14 protein-coding genes are annotated in these 19,431 nt (G+C 70.0%); 4 read left to right on the plus strand and 10 right to left on the minus strand.

Annotation, left to right across the window (positions count from 1 at the left end):
* Positions 1–198 precede the first annotated feature (198 nt).
* The 5 genes from HMPREF2883_RS06010 to HMPREF2883_RS06030 all read right to left on the minus strand — a co-directional run bounded on the left by HMPREF2883_RS06010 (position 199) and on the right by HMPREF2883_RS06030 (position 5,740).
* Positions 199–1,266: an LLM class flavin-dependent oxidoreductase gene (locus tag HMPREF2883_RS06010; protein ID WP_070659693.1), complete on the minus strand. Its 1,068-nt coding sequence runs from the start codon at positions 1,264–1,266 to the stop codon at positions 199–201.
* Between the two features lie 55 nt (positions 1,267–1,321).
* Positions 1,322–2,590: a glycosyltransferase gene (locus HMPREF2883_RS06015; RefSeq protein ID WP_070659695.1), complete on the minus strand. Its 1,269-nt coding sequence runs from the start codon at positions 2,588–2,590 to the stop codon at positions 1,322–1,324.
* Between the two features lie 118 nt (positions 2,591–2,708).
* Complete coding sequence (locus HMPREF2883_RS06020; RefSeq protein ID WP_070659922.1) at positions 2,709–3,212, minus strand: methyltransferase family protein; 504 nt, start codon at positions 3,210–3,212, stop codon at positions 2,709–2,711.
* A gap of 19 nt (positions 3,213–3,231) precedes the next feature.
* A complete protein-coding gene (locus HMPREF2883_RS06025) occupies positions 3,232–4,914 on the minus strand; it encodes an MDR family MFS transporter (protein WP_070659697.1) in 1,683 nt (560 codons plus the stop codon).
* 49 nt (positions 4,915–4,963) lie between these two features.
* Positions 4,964–5,740: a TetR/AcrR family transcriptional regulator gene (locus HMPREF2883_RS06030; RefSeq protein WP_141759045.1), complete on the minus strand. Its 777-nt coding sequence runs from the start codon at positions 5,738–5,740 to the stop codon at positions 4,964–4,966.
* Positions 5,741–6,027: 287 nt separating this feature from the next.
* Between HMPREF2883_RS06030 and HMPREF2883_RS06035 the strand changes: the two genes are divergently transcribed.
* Positions 6,028–7,227 (plus strand): Fic family protein, encoded by a 1,200-nt coding sequence (locus HMPREF2883_RS06035; protein WP_081384615.1) that lies wholly within the window; start codon positions 6,028–6,030, stop codon positions 7,225–7,227.
* Positions 7,228–7,248: 21 nt separating this feature from the next.
* On the opposite strand, the gene HMPREF2883_RS06040 is transcribed toward HMPREF2883_RS06035, so the two are convergent.
* The 3 genes from HMPREF2883_RS06040 to HMPREF2883_RS06050 form a co-directional block, all read right to left on the minus strand.
* Complete coding sequence (locus HMPREF2883_RS06040; RefSeq protein WP_070659699.1) at positions 7,249–7,698, minus strand: RpiB/LacA/LacB family sugar-phosphate isomerase; 450 nt, start codon at positions 7,696–7,698, stop codon at positions 7,249–7,251.
* A gap of 161 nt (positions 7,699–7,859) precedes the next feature.
* Complete coding sequence (locus tag HMPREF2883_RS06045; RefSeq protein WP_256277359.1) at positions 7,860–8,231, minus strand: HigA family addiction module antitoxin; 372 nt, start codon at positions 8,229–8,231, stop codon at positions 7,860–7,862.
* Positions 8,158–8,439, minus strand: coding sequence for a type II toxin-antitoxin system RelE/ParE family toxin (locus tag HMPREF2883_RS06050; protein ID WP_070659704.1), 282 nt, complete (start codon positions 8,437–8,439; stop codon positions 8,158–8,160). Before HMPREF2883_RS06050 ends, HMPREF2883_RS06045 begins: the two co-directional genes overlap by 74 nt.
* Positions 8,440–8,770: 331 nt before the next feature.
* Here HMPREF2883_RS06050 and HMPREF2883_RS06055 point away from each other — a divergent pair, with 331 nt between their 5' ends.
* A complete protein-coding gene (locus HMPREF2883_RS06055) occupies positions 8,771–9,841 on the plus strand; it encodes an alpha/beta hydrolase (RefSeq protein WP_070659705.1) in 1,071 nt (356 codons plus the stop codon).
* Between the two features lie 38 nt (positions 9,842–9,879).
* Here HMPREF2883_RS06055 and HMPREF2883_RS06060 read toward each other — a convergent pair whose 3' ends face one another.
* Entirely contained in the window at positions 9,880–11,826 is a 1,947-nt protein-coding gene (locus HMPREF2883_RS06060; protein WP_070659708.1) for a restriction system modified-DNA reader domain-containing protein, read from the minus strand.
* A gap of 411 nt (positions 11,827–12,237) precedes the next feature.
* On the opposite strand from HMPREF2883_RS06060, the gene HMPREF2883_RS06065 reads away from it, so the two are divergent.
* Positions 12,238–14,784, plus strand: coding sequence for a bifunctional lysylphosphatidylglycerol flippase/synthetase MprF (locus HMPREF2883_RS06065; protein ID WP_070659710.1), 2,547 nt, complete (start codon positions 12,238–12,240; stop codon positions 14,782–14,784).
* Positions 14,777–16,255 (plus strand): alpha/beta hydrolase, encoded by a 1,479-nt coding sequence (locus tag HMPREF2883_RS06070; protein ID WP_070659712.1) that lies wholly within the window; start codon positions 14,777–14,779, stop codon positions 16,253–16,255. The genes HMPREF2883_RS06065 and HMPREF2883_RS06070 overlap by 8 nt, the downstream gene beginning before the upstream one ends.
* A 58-nt stretch (positions 16,256–16,313) precedes the next feature.
* On the opposite strand, the gene ppdK is transcribed toward HMPREF2883_RS06070, so the two are convergent.
* On the minus strand, positions 16,314–19,019 hold the full coding sequence (ppdK, locus tag HMPREF2883_RS06075) for a pyruvate, phosphate dikinase (protein WP_070659714.1): 2,706 nt from the start codon (positions 19,017–19,019) through the stop codon (positions 16,314–16,316).
* Between the last annotated feature and the right edge of the window lie 412 nt (positions 19,020–19,431).

Below are 19,431 nucleotides of genomic sequence, written 5' to 3' on the forward strand. Positions count from 1 at the left end.
AGTGCCTCAGAAGCCACGACACTCACATGTCTCACAAGCGAGGAGACAGCACCGGCCCTACTCCACGAGGGCGGGGTGCTCCTGAGTACGGCTCAACGCCCCGCCAGACCTCTCCCCCTCGGCCCGCCCTCGTAGAGCAGGTCGGCCCGAGGCGAGAGTCGGGCCGACCGCCGGATGGGGCCGCGGCCACTGCCGACGTCACGCCTCCAGGGAGTAGCCCGTCACCGGCCCGGCGGTGTTGGGCTGCCAGCCCAGCGCCGGGGCGACGTGCTCGGCGAAGGCCTGCAGGATGTGGAGGTTGAAGTCGACGCCGAGCTGGCTGGGGATGGTGAGCATGACGGTGTCGGCGGCATGGAGCGCCTCATCCTGAGTCAGCTGCTCGATGAGGACGTCGGGTTCGGCGGCGTAGGTGCGCCCGAAGGTCGACTGCAGGCCGTCGATGACGCCGATCTGATCGTGGGAGTCCTCGCCGCGCAGGGCGAAGAACCTGCGGTCGGTCTCGGAGACGATCGGGAAGATGGAGCGCGAGACGCTCACGCGCGGAGTCCAGTCGTGGCCGGCTTCCTTCCACGCCTCGCGGTAGCGGCGAATCTGCTCGGCCTGGAGGTGGGAGAAGCCCTCCCCGGTGGCCTCGGTCAGCAGGGTCGAGCTCATGAGGTTCAGGCCCTGGCGGGCGGTCCACTCGGCGGTCTCCCGAGAGCCCGCACCCCACCAGAGGCGGCGATCCACGCCGGGTGCGTGCGGCTCGATGCGCAGGCGGGAGCTCGCGCCGGGGGCCATACCGCCGCTGGTGTCGAGGTCCGCCTGCGGGACACCCCGGACGGCGTCGAGGAACTGGGCGGTGTGGGTGTGAGCGACGTCGGCTCCACGCGGGTCGGCGCCGCCGGCGTAGCCGAAGGTCTCCCAGCCGCGGCGGGCCTGCTCCGGTGAGCCTCGGGAGATGCCGATGGCGATGCGCTGGTCGGTGAGCAGGTCGAGGGCGGCGACCTCCTCGGCCAGGTAGAGCGGGTTCTCGTAGCGCATGTCGATGACGCCGGTGCCGACCTCGATGCGCTGGGTGCGGGCGCCGGCCGCGGAGAGCAGCGGGATGGGGGCCGCGGCCTGGCGGGCGTAGTGGTGAACGCGCCAGTAGGCGCCGTTGACGCCGATCTCGTCGGCGCCGACGGCGATCTCGACGGCGTCCTTGAGCGCCTGGCCGGCGTCGGGGTCGCCAGGGCCGCGACCGTGTCCGTAGTGTCCGAAGCTGAGGAACCCAAATGCTTTCATGCAACCTTCAACTACGAGAATAGTCGGATCATTCCGTCCGGCCACGCGAGCCACGTCACCTGGATCCGACCGATCCCCCTCGGCTCAGCACCTGGTTGATGCGGGCGATAGCGGCGGCGCAACCATCCTCGTCAGCCATCACCTCGCCCAGCGCTCCGGCGGTATCGGCCAGGGCGTCAGCGGCACGCAGCCTCTCAGCAAGAGCCTCTCCGGTGATGCGCATGAGTGGGCGCGGTGCCACGCCCAGCTCACGGAGGCGACCGGCCCAGAAGGGCTGATCACCGAAGAAGGGGCTGATGACCTGCGGAGTCCCCGAATGGAGTGCGGCGCCCACAGTTCCTACCCCACCGTGGTGGACGATGGCCGCGGCTCTCGGTAGGAGCCCGTCCAAGGGAGCCTCCTCGACGGCGAGAACGTCACCACCTCCCGACGCGCTCAGCCCTGACCATCCGGCCAGGAGGATCCCCCTGCGTCCCGCACGGCGCAGACCATCCATCACTTCTCGGGCGAGCCGCGTCGGGTCGTCGTGCCTCATACTTCCGAAGCCGATGACCACGGGTGGCGGCCCGGCAGCCAGGAAGCGTTCGACGTCCGGCGGAAGAGTCCTGGTGTCACGCGACCGCCAGAACCCGAGGGGGCTCTGGGAGGAACGCCACTCGGGCGGTGCCGCCAGCAGGCGGGGGCTCCAGGCACTGAGAATCCCCCGCGAGGCGACGATCCTGGAGAAGGGAATCGGACTCGTCTTGAGACCGAGACGCGCCGACCGCCACTGAGCCACCATTCTTCGCCATGGCGCCTCGGCCGCCCCGACCAGTAACCACGAGGCGCGGTACAGCAGCCGCGGCGTACCAACCGGGGCGAACGGAGCCCGGAAGGCGCTCGTCGGCGGCCCGGTGGGGATGAGCTGAGCGGGCAGTCCGGGGACCTTGAGCCTCTCCGCGACGCTCGCTCCACCCAGGGCCTTCTGGGTGAAGACGACAATATCGGCCCGGCCGGACTCCCCGTGCGCGAGCTCCGCGAGGTCATCCAGCCACCGCCGCATCAGCGGGCGTATGCGGCCCAGCGAGCGCACGGCACGAACCGGTCCCGCTCCCACGAGCTCGTCCTGGAGATCGAGGATGCTGTCGTCCAGGCCGATGAATTCCACACCGAAGCGCGCAGCCAGGTTGTCGAAGCGCCTCGGCGCCGCGACAACGGGACAAGCCCCGGCTTCGGCGAGGGCGTGGGCCAGCACCAGGAACGGCTGAACGTCGCCGCGACTCCCGGTGGTGATGAGCAGCGCTCTGCAGCCGGCGATCAACGAGGACGAGTCGGTCGTACTCATGAGGTCCCTCCTCACCGCAGGAGCCTAGCAGCTCAAGCCCCATCAACCAGGCCGATCATTAATGTTGGCGACCTCGTCCAGCAAATCGTTGCCATCATTGCCGAGGGGCTTCCCCTCGTTAGCAGCCCGCCCTCGGCTCGCGACTGCGGTCGCCCGGCGACGAGCCAGGGACGTTCAGCCAGCGGGGAACGGCCTCCTTGTAGTCGAGGTAGTCCTGCCCGAACCTCTCCTCCAGGGCCTTCTCCTCGGCCGGGATCTGGTGGTGGTCGATGAGCCAGACGAAGCCGGCCAGCGGGATCAGCGCGGACGGGCTCCTGCGCGCGATCGCGTGCGAGAGCAGCAGGCCTGTCAGGCCCAGGTACATGGGATTGCGCGTCAGCCGGTTGGGGCCGTCCGCAACGAGGTGCTGGGCGCGCTCGACTCTCACCGGGTCGACCGTGGTGCGGTGGCGAAGAAAGTTGCCCGCGCTTCCGGCCAGCAGGCACAGTGAGCCCCCGACAACGGGAGCGGCCGCCGCCATCGACGACGGTGTCACTGTCTGACCACGAGTCATGGCGCACTGCGCCGCCCCCGCCATCGCCAGCAGCACTGCCGGGGGCGGTCGCCTAATGATCTGTTCCATCACCGGGTCATCCTCTCACCTACTGCGCCTCACCCCTCAACGCCGTCGACTCGCTGACCTCGATCTCAGCCTCAGCCGCGCCCTCGGCCTCAGCCTCGGCCTCGGCGACCTGCTCCAGCGCGGTCTTCTGGGACAGGGGCACCTCGGGCAGGAAGAGGGCGACGACGGAGGTCGCGACGAACAGCGGGATCATCCAGCCGAAGATCGGCAGGAGGGCGTCGGCGTAGGAGCCGGCCACGGCGTCGTGCAGGGCGGTGGGCAGCTGGTTGACCAGGGCGGGCGTGAGCGAGGAGGTGTCGGCGTCCTTGAACTGGGCCAGCGCCCCCAGGACGGCCGGGTCCGCGCTGCGGGTCAGCGCGCCGATCCGATCGGTGAGGTGGGAGGTCAGGCCGGAGGAGAAGGCCGCGCCGATGAGCGAGGCGCCCAGGGACACGCCGACCTCACGGAAGAAGTTGTTGCCGCTGGTGGCCGTGCCCAGGTGCTTGGCCGGCAGCGCGTTCTGCACCACGGTGACCAGGAGCTGGAAGAACAGCCCGATGCCCGCCCCCATGAGGAAGGTGGCCGCGGAGATCTGCCAGACGGGCGACGTCGTCGACAGGCGGGAGAGCCAGAAGGCGGCGCCGGCGGCGATCAGGGGCCCCACGACCGGGTAGATCTTGTAGCGGTCGGTGCGCGAGACGAGCACGCCGGAGAGGATCGAGGAGGTGAGCATCCCGATGGTGATGGGCACCAGGAGCAGGCCGGAGGCGGTGGCCGAGTAGCCGTAGACCATCTGGAGGTAGGTGGGCAGGTAGCTCATGACGCCGATCATGCCGCCCATCGCGAGCATGCCGACGAGCGTGGAGACGAGGAAGGTGCGGCTGGTGAGGATCGTCCAGGGCAGGATGGGGTCGGTGGCTCGCGTCTCGACGAAGCCGAACAGCCCCCAGCAGACCAGGCCGACGACCCCCAGGCCGATGATGACCGGGCTGGTCCACGCGTACTGGTTGCCGCCCCAGGTGGCCATGAGGACGATGGCGACGGCACCTGCGTTCATGAGCGCGAGCCCCCACCAGTCGATGGGGCTGGTCAGGCGGCCGGCGGGCAGGCGCAGCACCAGGAGGATGGCAATGAAGGCCAGGACGCCCAGCGGCAGGTTGATCCAGAAGGTCCAGCGCCAGGAGACGGAGTCGGTGAGCCAGCCGCCGATGATGGGCCCCAGGATGGAGGCGACGCCGAACATGGCTCCCATGGGGGCCATGTAGGTGCCGCGCACGCGCGGCGGGATGAGGTCGCCGGTGATCGCCTGGGAGGAGATCATGAGGCCGCCGCCGCCCAGCCCCTGGATGAAGCGGTAGATGATGAGCTGGGTCATGGAGTCGGCGGTGCCGCACAGGGCCGAGCCGGTCAGGAACAGGCCGATGGCCACCAGGAAGAGGTTCTTGCGCCCCACGAGGTCACCGAGCTTGCCGTAGACCGGCATGGCCACGGTGATGGCCAGGGTGTAGGCGGTCAGGATCCAGGCCATGTGGGCGGCGCCGCCGAGGTCGCCCACGATGGTGGGCAGGGCCGTGCCGACGATCGTCTGGTCCATGGCGGACAGGAACATGACGATCAGGAGCGAGGCGTAGACCGCCCAGAAGCGGCGGTCGGGGCGGAACTCCGCCCCCGGTTCGTGGAGGGCGGTGCCGGCGGAGGCCGACGTCGAGGTGCGTTGAGTCATGAGTGTGGCCTTGTCGGTTGAGGGCGAAGGATGGACACGGTCGGTTCAGTCAGCTGCGAGAAGGACGGGCAGAGCCCCCGCGCGGCTTCCCCGGCGGGCTCGACGGCACCGGGTCGCCGGCAGCGGTGGGGGCCGCGGCGTCGGACCGAGGCGGGGAGACGACCTCGGAGATCGCCTCGACCATGGCGCGGACGGCGTCAACCAAGCTGGTCTGGGGGCACTGTCCTGAGACCTCGGGGTTCACGGGGCTCTCGGAGACCCCGGGGTTCTCTGGGCGCGCTGCGGCTTCACGGCGTTCCTCCCAAGGGTGGGAGCGCCCGCACCACAGGTCCAGGGAGCTGCGCTGGATGGCCATGGCCAGGGCGAGGACGGCGCGGGTGCGCGGGTCGTCGGGCTCGGCTCCCAGGCGGCGGCCGGCGGCCTCCGCCAAGGACTGGGCGACGATGCGCAGCCGCTCGTGGACGGCGCGCTCCACCTCGGGGTTGTCCCGCACGATCTCCGGGAAGGACAGGAGCCAGCCGCGCTCGGACTCGACGGCCTCGGCGCCGGAGGCGAGCAGGTCGCCGAGGTCCTCCAGGAGGCTTCCGGAGCCGTTGACGAAGGCCTCGACAACCTCGGGCGCCGGGGGCTCCGGGCCGACGACGAGGAGGTCGGCCTTGGAGGAGAAGTGGTTGAAGACGGTGCGCCGGGAGACTCCGGCCAGGGCGGCGACGTCATCGACCGTCATCGCGGCGTAGCCGCGCTCCCGGGTCAGGGTGAGTGCGGCGGCGCGGATGGCGGCGCGGGTGCGTCGCGCCTGGGTAGCGCGCAGGTCGGCTCGTGTCACATCACCAGGTTGCACTCAGTGCATGATTACACTCAATGCAGTTCAGTGCGAGGTTCCTCACGGCGGTGCCGGCTCATGCCGTCCGCTCCACCGGCGACCGCAAACCGGCCACCAACGTTGCACAAGCAAGCCGTTTGTGACACCTTAAGACTTAAGGTGTCATCGAGACCTCGGACATGACACGTTAAGGAGGATGAGTGGGGCAGTGGATCATTGGTCACAGGGATAACCCGCACAGCACCGGACTGAGCCGTCGTGACCGCCGCTCAGGCGAGTACCGGGCTTACGTGCCGGATCCACTCATCGGCTCCGGTCTGAGGCTCAGTCCTGACATCGAGGCGCTGGCGGCCCAGGCCGAGCAGCGAGTTCGTACGCTCACCATTTCTCCCGCCATGACTGCCGTCTCGAGGTTTCTCCTGCGCAGCGAGGCGATCGCCTCATCGCGGATCGAGGGGATCGCGCCGTCGGCCCACAAGGTCGCGCTGGCGGAGCTCGGCCAGCATGAGGAGGTCAAGGGGCTCAGCACCCAGGCACGCACCGTCGCCAACAACGTGACGCTGGTTCGCGCGGCCGTTGAGGAGCTGAATGACACGGCGCCGGTGGACGTTGACCGGCTACTGGCCCTGCATCGCAGCCTCCTACCCGATTCACCGGAGCATCATGGAATCCGAACGGTTCAGAACTGGCTGGGGGGATCCTCGTATCACCCCATTGAGGCGGACTTCGTGCCGCCTCCACCGGATCTGGTTCCTGGTCTGATCGAGGACCTGTTGCGGTACCTCAACGGCGCCACGCATGCTCCGCTCATTCAGGCGGCACTCGTCCACGCGCAGTTCGAGACGATTCACCCGTTCACGGACGGTAACGGCCGCGTGGGCCGGGCACTCATCCACACGGTACTGACTCGCCGGGGGCTGCTTCCCGGCATGGTGCTGCCGACGAGCCTGGTCCTGTCGACGCTGAGTCATCGGTATGTCGAGGCGCTCTCCGCCTATCGGGGAGAGGACGCCGCTGATGAGGCTGAAACCTCCCCCGGCCAGCACGCATGGATCGCCTTCTTCCTTGAAGCGGTCATACTGGCATGTGACCAGGCGGAACAGATCTCTTCCGAGCTCGACGACGTGCGCTCCGACTGGGCAAGCGCGCTTGAGGCGTGGGCCAGTCGGGAGGGCACCGGTCGCCGCCCGCGCAGCGACTCGGCGACGTCGCGCATCCTTGAGGGACTACCCGCTACCCCAGTCCTGACCATCTCGACGGCGTCGCAGGTCTACGGGATCTCGCGCACAGCGGCGACGCGAGGACTTGAGACGCTCCGGGCTGCCGGGATCCTCACGACGGAGTCGATCGGCGCAGGGCGCCGCGCGTACACGGCCCGCGCGGTGCTGGACACCATCACCTGGGCCGAGCGCCGCCTGGCCAGCACACGCTTCGACACCAGAGTCTCCGCACCGGCGCGCGCGGTTCCGGCGCGGCCCACACCTCGTTAGGCGGCTCGCGCGGGGCCGCCGTCAGGAGTGGAGGCGCGCCTCGTAGGCGGCGATCTCACCAACCTTCGGGCCGTAGCTGCTGGTGGGGTCATGGCGCAGGTCGAGCCAGATGTCGATGAGCGCCCAGGCGGCCGGGGCCGCGATGACGTTCTGCCCCATGCACAGGATCTGGGCGTCGTAGTTCTCCACCGAGCCGCGCACGGTGAGCAGGTCGTGCGCGGTCGCCGCACGCACCCGCGGCACCTTGTTGGCCGCGATGGCGGTTCCCACGCCGGTGCCGCAGATGAGAAGCCCGCGGTCGGCTCGCCCCTCGGCGACTGCCCGGGCGATCTGGAAGGAGACCTCCGGGTAGGTGATGTCCGGTGTGGACAGGTCGAGGACGTCGCTCACGCGCCCGTCCCCGGCCAGTCGTTCCTTGAGAACGTCCTTCAGGAGGGCTCCGTTGCCCGGGGCACCGATGGCGATTCGCATGCGCCCAGTCTCTCAGGCCTCGCCGCCCAAGGCGAGCCCTCAGGGGATTCATATGGTCTCACGGCTCTCGTCGACGCTACGAAAGGCGACAGGAGTACTGCGCGGCGAGCATAAACAGACGTTCTTCTTCCGGGGCCTTCAGTCGGCCGCCCTGCCGGCTATCAGGCCACTCGCAGAGGAGTGATGGCATCAATCTGCATCGAAAGACGGTCCTCCGCCACGTCAAGGTCATACTGGGTCTGCAGGTTCAACCAGAACTGCGCTGAAACCCCGAAGTACTTGCCGAGCCGCAGCGCCGTGTCCGCAGTCACCGCACGCTTGCCGTGCACGATCTCATTGATACGCCTCGGTGGCACACCGATAGCAACAGCCAGCTTGTTCTGGGTGATACCGAATCCCTCGATGAAGTCCTCCATGAGGACCTCCCCCGGATGAACAGGGGCGAGCTTGTTGTTCGTTTCAGTGGTAGTCAACGATCTCAACCTCCTCCGCTCCAGCGTCAGTCCATACGAAGCAGATCCGCCACTGGTCATTCACTCTGATGCTGTGCCGGCCGGCCCGATCACCTTTGAGCACCTCGAGTCGGTTCCCCGGCGGCACTCTCAGCTCATCAACAGACTGCACAGATGCGATCTGACGTAACTTACGCAAGGCAACTCGTTGTATGCGAGGGTCAATCGACGGAACTCGTTCTCGGTGCCACAACCGCTCAGTGTCCTTACTACCGAACGACCTGATCACACCTGCAGTGTATAACGTATGGCGTCATACAGGCCAGGCTGGTTTCCATGGCCCGCGGTTTCAGTGCGTCGACCCCCTCCCCTGGATCAGGTGGTCAGGAGGTCGTAGGCGGTGACGGCGCAGACGCCCAGGAGGAGGGAGGATGCCGAAGGCGGTCGTCAGGGTCGATGCTGAGGCCCGCTTCGTCAGCGGCCCGCCGAGGAGCCCACCCACCTCACTTCGACCGAAACTTCAGAAAAGACGCGGCTCCGGGTCGTTTGTGAAGTTTTGGTTGGTGAGTGAGAGAGGCGTCGCGGAGCCCCCGTCCGGAGAGCGGTGCCATCATGGGGTCGTGAACGCAACGACCGAGCACGCACCGGTGGACGCCTGGGGGCCGGACTTCCTGGGCCCGGGCTTCGAGGCCCGCACCCTGGAGCTGCTGCCCGACGACGAGGACGACGGCGCCGTCGCCACCCTGGTGCGCCACCTGCCGGCCCTCGACCCCGGCGCCCTGCCGGGCACCCCCACCACCCCCACCTTCATCTACCTCTACCTGCACGGCTGGAACGACTATTTCTTCCAGACCCACCTGGCCCGCGAGATCTCCCGCCTGGGCGGGGCCTTCTACGCCCTGGACCTGCGCCGCTACGGCCGTTCCTGGCGCGAGGGCCAGATGCTGGGCTGGTGCACCTCGCTGACCGACTACGACGAGGACCTGGGCCTGGCCCTGTCCGCCATTCGCGCCGACCAGGGCTGGGAGACCGAGGTCGTCCTGTCGGGTCACTCCACCGGCGGACTCATCGCCTCCCTGTGGGCCGACCGCCACCCGGGGGCCCTGCGCGCCCTGGTCCTCAACTCCGCCTGGCTCTCACTCCAGGGCTCCGAGCTCGTGCGCACCGTCGGCGATCCGGTGCTGCGCACCCTGGCGCTGCGCGACCCGCACATGTCGATCCTGGACGGCTGGGTCGACCCGGCGCGCGTCTTCTCCATCACCGACGGCTGGATCCCCGAGCGCGACGGCGAGCTGCCCGATCCCGCCTGGGCCGACGACCCCTACGTGACCGGCTGGAACATCAACCCCGCCTGGTCGATCAAGCCCTCGGCGCCCGTGCGTGTCGGCTGGCTCCAGGCCGTCATGGAAGGTCACAACCGCGTCGCCCAGGGCCTGGATATCCGCTGCCCGGTGCTGTCCATGGGCGCGGCCTCCACCCGGCTCGGAGTGACGTGGATGCCGGAGTCCAGGAGCGCGGACACGATCATCGACGCCGACGCCACCGCCCGCCGCGCCGTCATGCTCGGCAAGCTGGTGACCATCGCCCGTTTCCCCGGCGGGGTCCACGACCTCACCCTGTCCGAGCCGCCCGTGCGTGAGCAGGTCTTCTCCGCCCTGCGCCGCTGGATGTCCGCCTACGTGCTGCGCTGACCCGGTCCGACGACGGCCGGCGGCCCAGGCCAGGGGCTTCAGAAGCTGCGGTCGGCCAAGTTGTCGCGCAGGTCCCCCAGGTGAGGGCCGTGCACCCCCACGCGCCACACGCGCCAGCCGTCGGCGTCGGTGACTGCCTGGGCGGCGTTGGCGGCCGACGTCGGGTCGGTGAAGGAGCGCCCGTCGGACAGGGTGATGACGCCCTCCACCGACAGGATCGCCTCGTGGTAGATGCCTCGGCGCAGCCGCTGCCAGACGATCTGGGTCGGTTCGCCCAGCGAGGCCGCCACGGCCGCCAGCTCCGCGGTCTCCTGGACCTGGAGGGACTTCGAGGGATCCCCGCCCAGCGCCTCGGCCACCGGGTCGAGCGCGTCAGCCGACCCGCGCAGCGGCTCCCAGGACACGAGCGGCACCGCGCCAGTGGACGCCTCCGGGCGGGACTCGCTGGGGGCGACGGTGGACCAGGCCTGCGCGGCCGGCGCAGCCGAGGAGGCCTCCGCCTGAGAGCGCGCCGCCCGCGAGCGCCGCCCCATGCGGGTGCGCGAACCGGGCCGGCTCGGGGCATCGCCGATCTGCGGGGCTCCTGCGGTATCGCGCGTCTCATCGGCGGCGGCGAGCGGAACGGAGGAAGGCGCCGAGCCGGCCGACGCCGCTGAGCCGTTCCCCCCGGACAGGCTGCTCCCGCCGAGGATGTCCACGCCTCCGGCCAGGGCGGCGATGGCCCGCTGCCCGGCACTGGGGTCATCGGTGGAGTCGGGGCGGCCCGGGTGGTCGACGTCGTCGGCAGAGGGCTTGTCGCCGGGGTCGTGGTCGGAGTCGCCGGGGCGGTCCGCGGGCTCGGACGCGGCGGGAGCCTGAGGAGCGTCGTCGGAGCTCTCCGGGCCCGGCTCGGGCAGGCTCGCCGTGGCCTCGTGCTCGGCCTCGGCACCGCGGTCGGCATCGGTCGTGGTGTTATCGGGGGCGGCGTCAGCGGCGTCCTGGGTCGGGCCCTGCGCGGGGGTGGAGACGTGGGCGTCGTCGGCAGGGGCCTCGGCGGCGTCTTCATCCGGTTCGGGCGCGGCCTGTCCGGCAGGCTGGGCGTCGTCGGCCTCGGCGGGCTCCTCGGGCTGGGCCTCGTCCCCGCCCTGGGCGGAGGGGGCATGTACCTGGGGCTGCTCGGCGGTGACGGCCACCGGCTCGAACAGCTCGGAGAGCGCGTCGGCGGCACCCGTTGCGGCGAAGGCTCCCGCCGGAATGGCGGCGCCGGTGTCATCAGCGCCCTCAGCGTCGGGGGCGTGCGCCGGCTCGGTGGGGATGACGATCTCGATGGGGCCGGTGACCGGGCTCATGTGCTCGGCCTGCTCAGTGGCGTCAACGGCCCGCGAGCCACTCGAACCGGCGGAGGCGGAACCGGCCAGGGCCGGGCGGGGCGCACGGGCCACGAGCAGCGGTCCCCCGGCGGCCACATCCAGCCCGGAGATCTTCTCTACCACGACGACGATGCGCGACTCGTCCACGATGCGCACGTCCACCTCGTGGATCTCCAGCCCGGAGGAGGCCAGTACTCCCAGCCCTCCGACGACGTCGGGCTCCAGGGATGCGCTCAGGATCGTCAGCCGCGGTCCGGCCTCGGCCTGGGCGGGCATTGCCTCGCGGAACTCGTTCCAGTCCTGGCTGAATGCCCCCAGCCCGCCGGCGTACCTGCTGGCGATCTCGCGGCGGCCCGCGGTGGCGGCCTGGGTCAGGCGCGACATGGCGGCCAGCAGCCCCGTGGAGTCGATTCTCTCCAGGACCTCGACGACGACGACCTGCCCGGTGGCGTCCAGGGCGGTCAGGCTCGCTCCGGTCTCGAGCTCCTCCCATGACAGGGGGAAGAGCGGACGGCGCAGGACGTCGACGATCTGACGCTGGATGGCGACCAGACTGTGAGACAGGGTGATGGCGTCAGCGGAGCGACCCAGGCGCACGGGCAGGAGGTGGTTGCCGTCGAGCTCGTACATGGCCATGGATGGGGCCGCCTTTCCTCGTCGTCCTGCTCCGCGATGGCCCCCAGCACAGGTGAGCACGCACGTGGACAGCTCACAGTCGAGTCACCCACGAACACAGTGCCCAGCCATCCTGTCACGACCGCCAGCACACGGCAGACTATCTCATGACGGCAACGAGCAGTGGGCCGCCACCCCATCTCATCAGTCCGCGCACAGTGAGAAAACTGCAGCAGCACACCTTGATCGAGGTTATCTCCTAGGGTTGTCCCTGAATCTTGGAGAGACCGGTCTCATGGTCGCATCCGCCTCGAGGTGGATGAGGATGGCCGGGAAGTGGATAAGAATGTCGGCTGGTCGGCTCCCGACGGGGAGCCCCTCCACCCCTTTCGCACCACTAGCCTCTCATCACCTACCGCCTGAGGAGCGTTCATGCCGTCGGACTCGTCCACCACGACTCCCCCGGACGCACCCGAGCTCGCGCCCTCCCCGGCGCCCTCCTTTGCCCCATCACCGTCGTCCTCGCCTGCGGCCCCCGCATCGCGGCCCTCGCACCTGAGCGCCTACGCGCACCGAGCCTGGAGGGCCACGCGCACCTGGCTGGCCTCGGCGCCGGCCGCGACCACCTGCGCCGTGCTGACCCTGGTCATCAGCATCGCCCTGCTGCCCTGGGGGCTCCGGGGGCAGATCGCCCTGTCCGCCTACATTGACCAGCCCCAGCGGGTGTGGACCCTGCTGACCGCTTGGGCGGTCCCCGGCCACCTGCTGCCGGTGACCGGAAGCCTCATGCTGCTGTCCGTCGGCGTGCTGCTGGAGCGGCTCCTGGGCACGCGGCGGTGGCTGGCCACCGCCGCCGTCTCCTGCGCCGGCGGCATCGTCCTGGCCCAGGCGCTCTACCCCCTTATCGGCCGCGTGTGGGAGGCCTGGTCCCCCTACCTCGTCCACCCCCCGATCCAGGGCATCAGCCTGCCCACTGCCGGCCTGGTGGCGGCCTCCACCAGCGTCATGCGCCCGTCCTGGCGACGGCGCACGCGCCTGGCGACCTTCGCCGTCCTCATCGTCTCGGCCGCCGTGACCGGAACCGTGGGCGCGCTGGCCCGTCTGGGAGCCGGCGTCATCGGCCTCATCATGGGAATCGTCCTGGAACGCGGGCAGCAGACGGCCCCCTCCCAGGAGCTGCCCCGACGTGCGGAGCGCGAGCTCGTGGCCTTCCTGGTGGCCTGCTGGGCCGTGAGCTGCGCCCTGGCGGTGGTGAGTAACGCCGCCGGCCCCTTGGCCGACGCCCGCTACGGGCTGACCCCCGCCATCCTGCCCAAGGACGCCGTCATCTACCCCGTCGAGCAGCTCCTGATGTGCATGCCGGCGCTCCTGCAGCTGGTCCTGGCCGACGGCCTGCGCCGCGGGCGTCGATCAGCGGCCTACGGCACCATCGCCCTGCAGTTCTTCCTGGGGGTGTGCGCGGCCCTGTTCGCCCTGGTGGAGAAGATCGGCGAGCAGCTGCCCGAGGCCGGTCCCACCACGGCCCGGCTCCTGCACAGCTGGCTGCGCTCGGGGCACCTGCTGGTGCCGCTGCTGCTCAACATCGTGGTCATCAGCCTGGTGGTGTGGACCAGGAGGCGCTTCACCCTGGGGTCGCGCCCGGGCGTCATCCGCCGCGCCGTCGTCGCCTGGATCCTGACCCTCCTGGGTGGGGCGGTCCTGACCGTCGCCGGGGGCCTGCTCATGTCTCATGACTTCTCCCCCTACGCGACCTGGCCCGCCCTGCTGGAGACCTACGTGTCCTACCTGCTGCCCATCAGCACCGGCGGCATCATGAGCCTGATCGTCGCGCCCCTGACCCCTCTGGCCTACCTGCTCACCGCGTGGGTGCCGGTCCTGGTGTGGCTCCTGACGATCCTGTGGGTGTGGCTGGCCCAGTCCGCTCCCGCCCGCACCCGGGTCTCCGACCGCGAGGAGCTCGTCGACCTGGTGCGCAGCCGCGGCGCCGGGACCCTGGGGTGGATGCTCACCTGGCAGGGCAACGAGGCCTGGGTCAACGAGGCGGGCACGGCCGGTTTCTCCTACCGGCCCAGCCGCGACGTCGCCCTGACGGTCGGCGACCCCGCCGCCGACGACGCCGACGTGGCCCAGGCGGTGCGTGACTTCGCCGACTTCGCCACCGACGCCGGACTCATCCCGGCCCTGTACACGGTGCACGCCCCGGCGATGGAGGCCGCTCGCGCCATGGGCTGGACGATCCTGCAGGTGGCCGAGGAGGCCGTCCTGGACCTGCCGGACCTGGCCTTCCGTGGCAAGGCCTACCAGGACGTGCGCACCGCCTTCAACCACGCCAAAAAGGAGGGCGTTGAGGCGGTGTGGACCACTTTCCGCGACTGCCCGGCCGGCCGGCGCGACCAGATCCGGGCCATCTCCCAGGCCTGGGCCAGTGACAAGCCGTTGCCGGAGATGGGCTTCACCCTGGGTGGCCTGGCCGAGCTCGACGACGCCGAGACTCGCCTGCTGCTGGCCGTTGACGCCGACGGCACCGTCCAGGGCGTCACCTCCTGGCTGCCGGTCTACCGCGACGGGCGCGTCATCGGCCTGACCCTGGACTTCATGCGACGCCGCGAGGGCGGTTTCCGCCCCGTCATGGAGTACCTCATCGGGCGCGCCGCCCAGGACGCTCAGGCCGAGGGCCTGGAGATCCTGTCCCTGTCCGGGGCGCCGCTGTCCCGCTCCGCACCAGCCGACGGAGGATCCTCCTCACGCTTCGACCCGCTCCTGAACCTGCTGGCCTCCGTGCTGGAACCGGCCTACGGATTCAGCTCCCTGCACGCCTACAAGCGCAAGTTCAAGCCGCGCTCAGTGCCCATGTACCTGGCGGTTCCCGATCTGGTGGACCTGCCCACCGTGGGCATCGCCATCGCCCGGGCCTACCTACCCGGTCTCAAGCCCTCTCAGACGGCGCGCTTCGCCCAGGTGCTGATGAACCGTGACTGAGGTCGGCGGTGCTGGTGCGCCCACCGCTGATGCCGCCACTGCCGTCAACACTGCCGGCAGCACCGCCGACGTGCAGGCCTCGGGCGGCGTCGTGGGCGCCCTCAAGGCCGTCCACATCCTCCAGCCCTGGCTCGGGACGGCCTGCGCGGTCGTTGCCGCGGTAGTCATCGCCTGGCTGTGGTGGCGGCGCACCCGCTACCTGCCCTGGTCTCGCCAGCTCGTCGTACCCGGCGCCGCAGCGGCCAGCGCGGTGACCTCCTGGCTAGTCGTGGACGTCATCTGGCATCCCATCGCCGACGGCGTCGGCTGGTTCGTGTGGACCTGGGTGGGAGTCATCGGTCTCGTCATCGCCCAGCTGGTCACCGGCAACCGCACCGAGGGGCGTCACCAGGCGGTGCATTCACGCAACCGCCGCCTGGTACGCGCCACGGAGTCCGCCTCCAGCCTCGTAGCCGTGGTGGCCTCCTCGCTGCTGGCGATCAACACCTTCTTCGCCTCCTACCCGACCCTGGCATCGGTCCTGGGCTACGGGGTGGCGACCACACCACTCAACCGTCTGCAGGGCGCCGCGGCCCAGTCGCCGGCACCCGTGCGCGGCCACGGGACGCTGGAGGAGACCTGGAGGCCGCCGTCGGACATGCCCGCCCACGGTGAAGCGGTCACCGCCGACATCCCGGCCGGCGACCAGTCCGGGACGAAGGGTTTCACGCCGCGAGGGGCCTTCATCTACCTGCCGCCGGCCTACCTGAGCTCACAGCGCCCGGCCCTGCCGGTCCTCGTCCTGCTCACCGGGCAGCCGGGAAGCCCGTCGGACTGGTTCGAGCTCGGGAACCTGAAGGACACGATGGACGCCTACGCGGCCAACCACCACGGCCTGGCCCCGGTGGTCGTCGTCGCCGACCTCCTGGGCAGCCCGTACGCCAATCCCCTGTGCTCCGACACCGAGGCCGGCGGCAAGGTGGCCACCTACCTGGACAAGGACGTCCCGGCCTGGATCAGGGCGAACCTGCAGGTCGACGACGACCCCACCCACTGGGCGGTGGCCGGCCTGTCCAACGGGGGCACCTGCGCGATGCAGGTCGTCACCCGCTCACCGGGCGTCTACCGCACCTTCCTGGCTATCAGTGCCGAGGAGCACCCCACACTGGGCAGCGTGGAACGCACCATCTCCGAGGGCTTCGGCGGAGACCGTGCCGCCTACGAGGCCAACGATCCGATCTCCCTGATGTCCGCCGCCCCACCCGGCCGCTACGACGGCATCGCCGGCATCTTGTCGGTGGGCCGCCAGGACAAGGGCTACCGCGGGGCCGTGCCCGTCCTGGTCGAGGCCGCCACGAAGGCCGGAATGACCGTGAGCACCCGCCAGTACGACGGCGCCCACACCTGGGCCGTGTGGGGGCCAGCGCTAGCCGACCAGGTCGACTGGCTGGGCGGGCGCCTGGGCATCGCCTCGCCGTCGCCGGTCTCCTGATCCCCAGCCCGGCCCCACGGCACTACTGGTCTGCGAACCTCGTTACCCGGTTACTCGGTTACTCAGCCTTGTCCTTAACGGCGGCGCGCCCGGCCTCCAGGCGGGCCACCGGCACCCGGAAGGGCGAGCAGGAGACGTAGTCCAGACCCACCCGGTGGAAGAAGCCGATGGACTCGGGGTCCCCGCCGTGCTCACCGCACACGCCCATCTTCATCGTCGGCTTGGTGGACCGGCCGCCCTCGACACCCAGGCGCACCATGCCGCCCACGCCGTCGACGTCGACGGTCTCGAAGGGCGAGACCCCGAAGATGCCGTCATCGATGTAGCGGCCCACGAAGGAGCCCTCGACGTCGTCGCGCGAGAAGCCCCACGTGGTCTGGGTCAGGTCGTTGGTGCCGAAGGAGAAGAAGTCGGCCTCCTCGGCGATGTGGGCGGCGGTGACGGCCGCGCGCGGCAGCTCGATCATGCAGCCCACCGGGAAGTCGAGCGCGTAGCCGGAGGCCTGGGAGACCTCCTGCAGCACGTGCTCCACGCGCTCGCGCGCCAGCTGGAGCTCACGCACCGACCCGATGAGCGGGATCATGATCTCGGGGTGCGGGTCGCCGCCGGCCTTGAGGCGCTCGACGGCCGCCTCGGCGATGGCGCGCACCTGGAGCTCGATGAGTCCCGGCATGGTCAGCAGCAGGCGGACCCCGCGCAGGCCGAGCATCGGGTTGGCCTCGTGGCTCTTGCGCACCACGGCCAGGAGCTCCTCGTCGGCCGGGTCCAGCTCGCCGCGCTCACGGTCGACGGCCACCTTGATGCTCAGCTCGGTCAGGTCCGGCAGGAACTCGTGCAGCGGCGGGTCGATGAGGCGCACCGTCATGGGCTTGCCGTTCATCGTCTCGAACATCTGGATGAAGTCGCCCTTCTGAAGCGGCAAAAGGGCGGCCAGGGCGGCCTCGCGCTCAGCGTCGGAGGACGCCAGGATGAGGTTCTGAACGAGCTGCTTGCGCTCGCCCAGGAACATGTGCTCGGTGCGGCACAGGCCCACGCCCTGGGCGCCGCGGTGGATGGCGTGGCGGGCGTCGTCGGGGGTGTCGGCGTTGGCGCGCACCTGGAGGCGACGGACCTCATCGGCGTGACGCATGAGGCGGTCCACGGCGGTGACGAGCTCGCGGGTGTCGTCGTCTCCGGCCGCCTCGAGCGCCTCGTCCAGGCCACGACGCAGGTAGGTCATGACCGGGGAGTCGACGACGCCGACCTCACCGAGGAAGACCTCGCCGGTGGTGCCATCGATGGCGATGACGTCCTCACTGGTGAGGACCTCCTCGCGCCCCGCGATGCGCAGGGTCTTGCCGGCGGAGTCGACCTCGAGGGCCTCGGCGCCGCACACGCAGGTCTTGCCCATGCCGCGGGCGACGACGGCGGCGTGGCTGGTCTTGCCGCCGCGGGCCGTGAGCACGCCGGCGGCCGCGACCATGCCGGGCAGGTCGTCGGGGTTGGTCTCGCGGCGCACAAGGATGACGGAGTCGCCCTTCTCGGCACGGGAGACGGCCTCGTCGTTGTCGAAGGCGATGTAGCCCACGGCGGCGCCCGGGGAGGCGGCCATGGCGCGGGTGAGCAGGTCGCGGCTGGAGTCGTCATCGAACTGGGGGAACATCAGCTGGGTGAGCTGCTCGCCGGAGACGCGCGTGAGGGCCTCGTCCATGGTGATGAGCTTCTCGTCGACGAGCTGGGTGGCCACACGGAAGGCGGCCGCGGCGGTGCGCTTGCCCACGCGGGTCTGGAGCATCCACAGCTTGCCGCGCTCGATGGTGAACTCGATGTCGCACAGGTCTCGGTAGTGGGTCTCCAGGCGGCGCATGATGGAGCGCAGCTCGTCGTAGGAGGCCTTGTCCAGGCGCTCGAGGTCGGCCAGGGACAGGGTGTTGCGGATGCCGGCGACGACGTCCTCGCCCTGGGCGTTGACCAGGTAGTCGCCGTAGACGCCGGTGCGCCCGGTGGAGGGGTCACGGGTGAAGCACACGCCGGTGCCGGAGGTCTCCCCCATGTTGCCGAACACCATGGTGCACACGTTGACCGCGGTGCCCAGGTCGTGGGGGATCTTCTCGCGACGGCGGTAGATGTGGGCGCGCTCGGTGTTCCAGGAGCGGAAGACGGCCTCGGTGGCCATGTCCAGCTGAGAGCGGGGGTCCTGCGGGAAGTCGATGCCCGCGTGCTCCTTGACGATGGCCTTGTACTCCTCCACCAGCTCCTGGAGGGCGTCCACGGGAAGCTCGTAGTCCATGGACACGCCCCGCGCAGCCTTCTTGGCGTCCAGGGCGTCGGAGAAGTGGTCGCCGTCAATGTCCAGGACGGTCTTGCCGAACATCTGGATGAGGCGGCGGTAGGAGTCCCAGGCGAAGCGCTCGTCGGAGCTGGCGGCGGCCAGGCCCTTGACGGAGACGTCGTTGAGGCCGATGTTGAGGACGGTCTCCATCATGCCGGGCATGGAGAACTTGGCGCCGCTTCGCACCGAGACGAGCAGGGGGTCCTCGGCGGCGCCGAGCTCGCGCCCCAGCTCCTCCTCCACGCCGCGCAGGGCGGTGGTGACCTGGACCGCGAGCTCCTCGGGGACCTCACCACTGGCCAGGTAGGCGCGGCAGGCGTCGGTGGTGATGGTGAAGCCGGGGGGAACGGGCAGGCCCAGGCGGGTCATCTCCGCCAGGTTCGCTCCCTTGCCTCCCAGGAGATCCTTCTGGTCCTTGTCACCCTCGCTGAAGCGGTACACGTACTTGGGCATCGATGCCCCTTTCTGATTCGGGTCGTTCTCGGCTCTGCCTCAGATCGTCCTGATGCAGGCGTGACGCGGCGACGCGTCGTTCACGATATGACTCTAGTGTGACTTCAGTCCTAGACCAAACACGCCGACTCCAGCGCGCCTCCTCCCGGCGCGCCCGCCGACGCCGCGGGGCTCGGCGGCATGGGCGGCCGACGTCGAGGGGAGGAGATTCAGGGAACGCCGAGCGCCGCGTCCCGGAGCGGGTCGGGGCGCGGGGCCACCCGGGCAGACGCAGCGCCACCATGCGCCCAGCCCGGCCCCACGTATCACAGGAGTTACGACAACTGCTCAAAACGGGTTCTTCGTGTCGTGGGGATGGGGTTGTGCGGGGCTTTCCTCGTCGGGGTCTCGGGGTACGTGGTCGTACGCGATC

The organism is Actinomyces sp. HMSC075C01 (assembly GCF_001812965.1).
Lineage (GTDB): Bacteria > Actinomycetota > Actinomycetes > Actinomycetales > Actinomycetaceae > Actinomyces > Actinomyces acetigenes.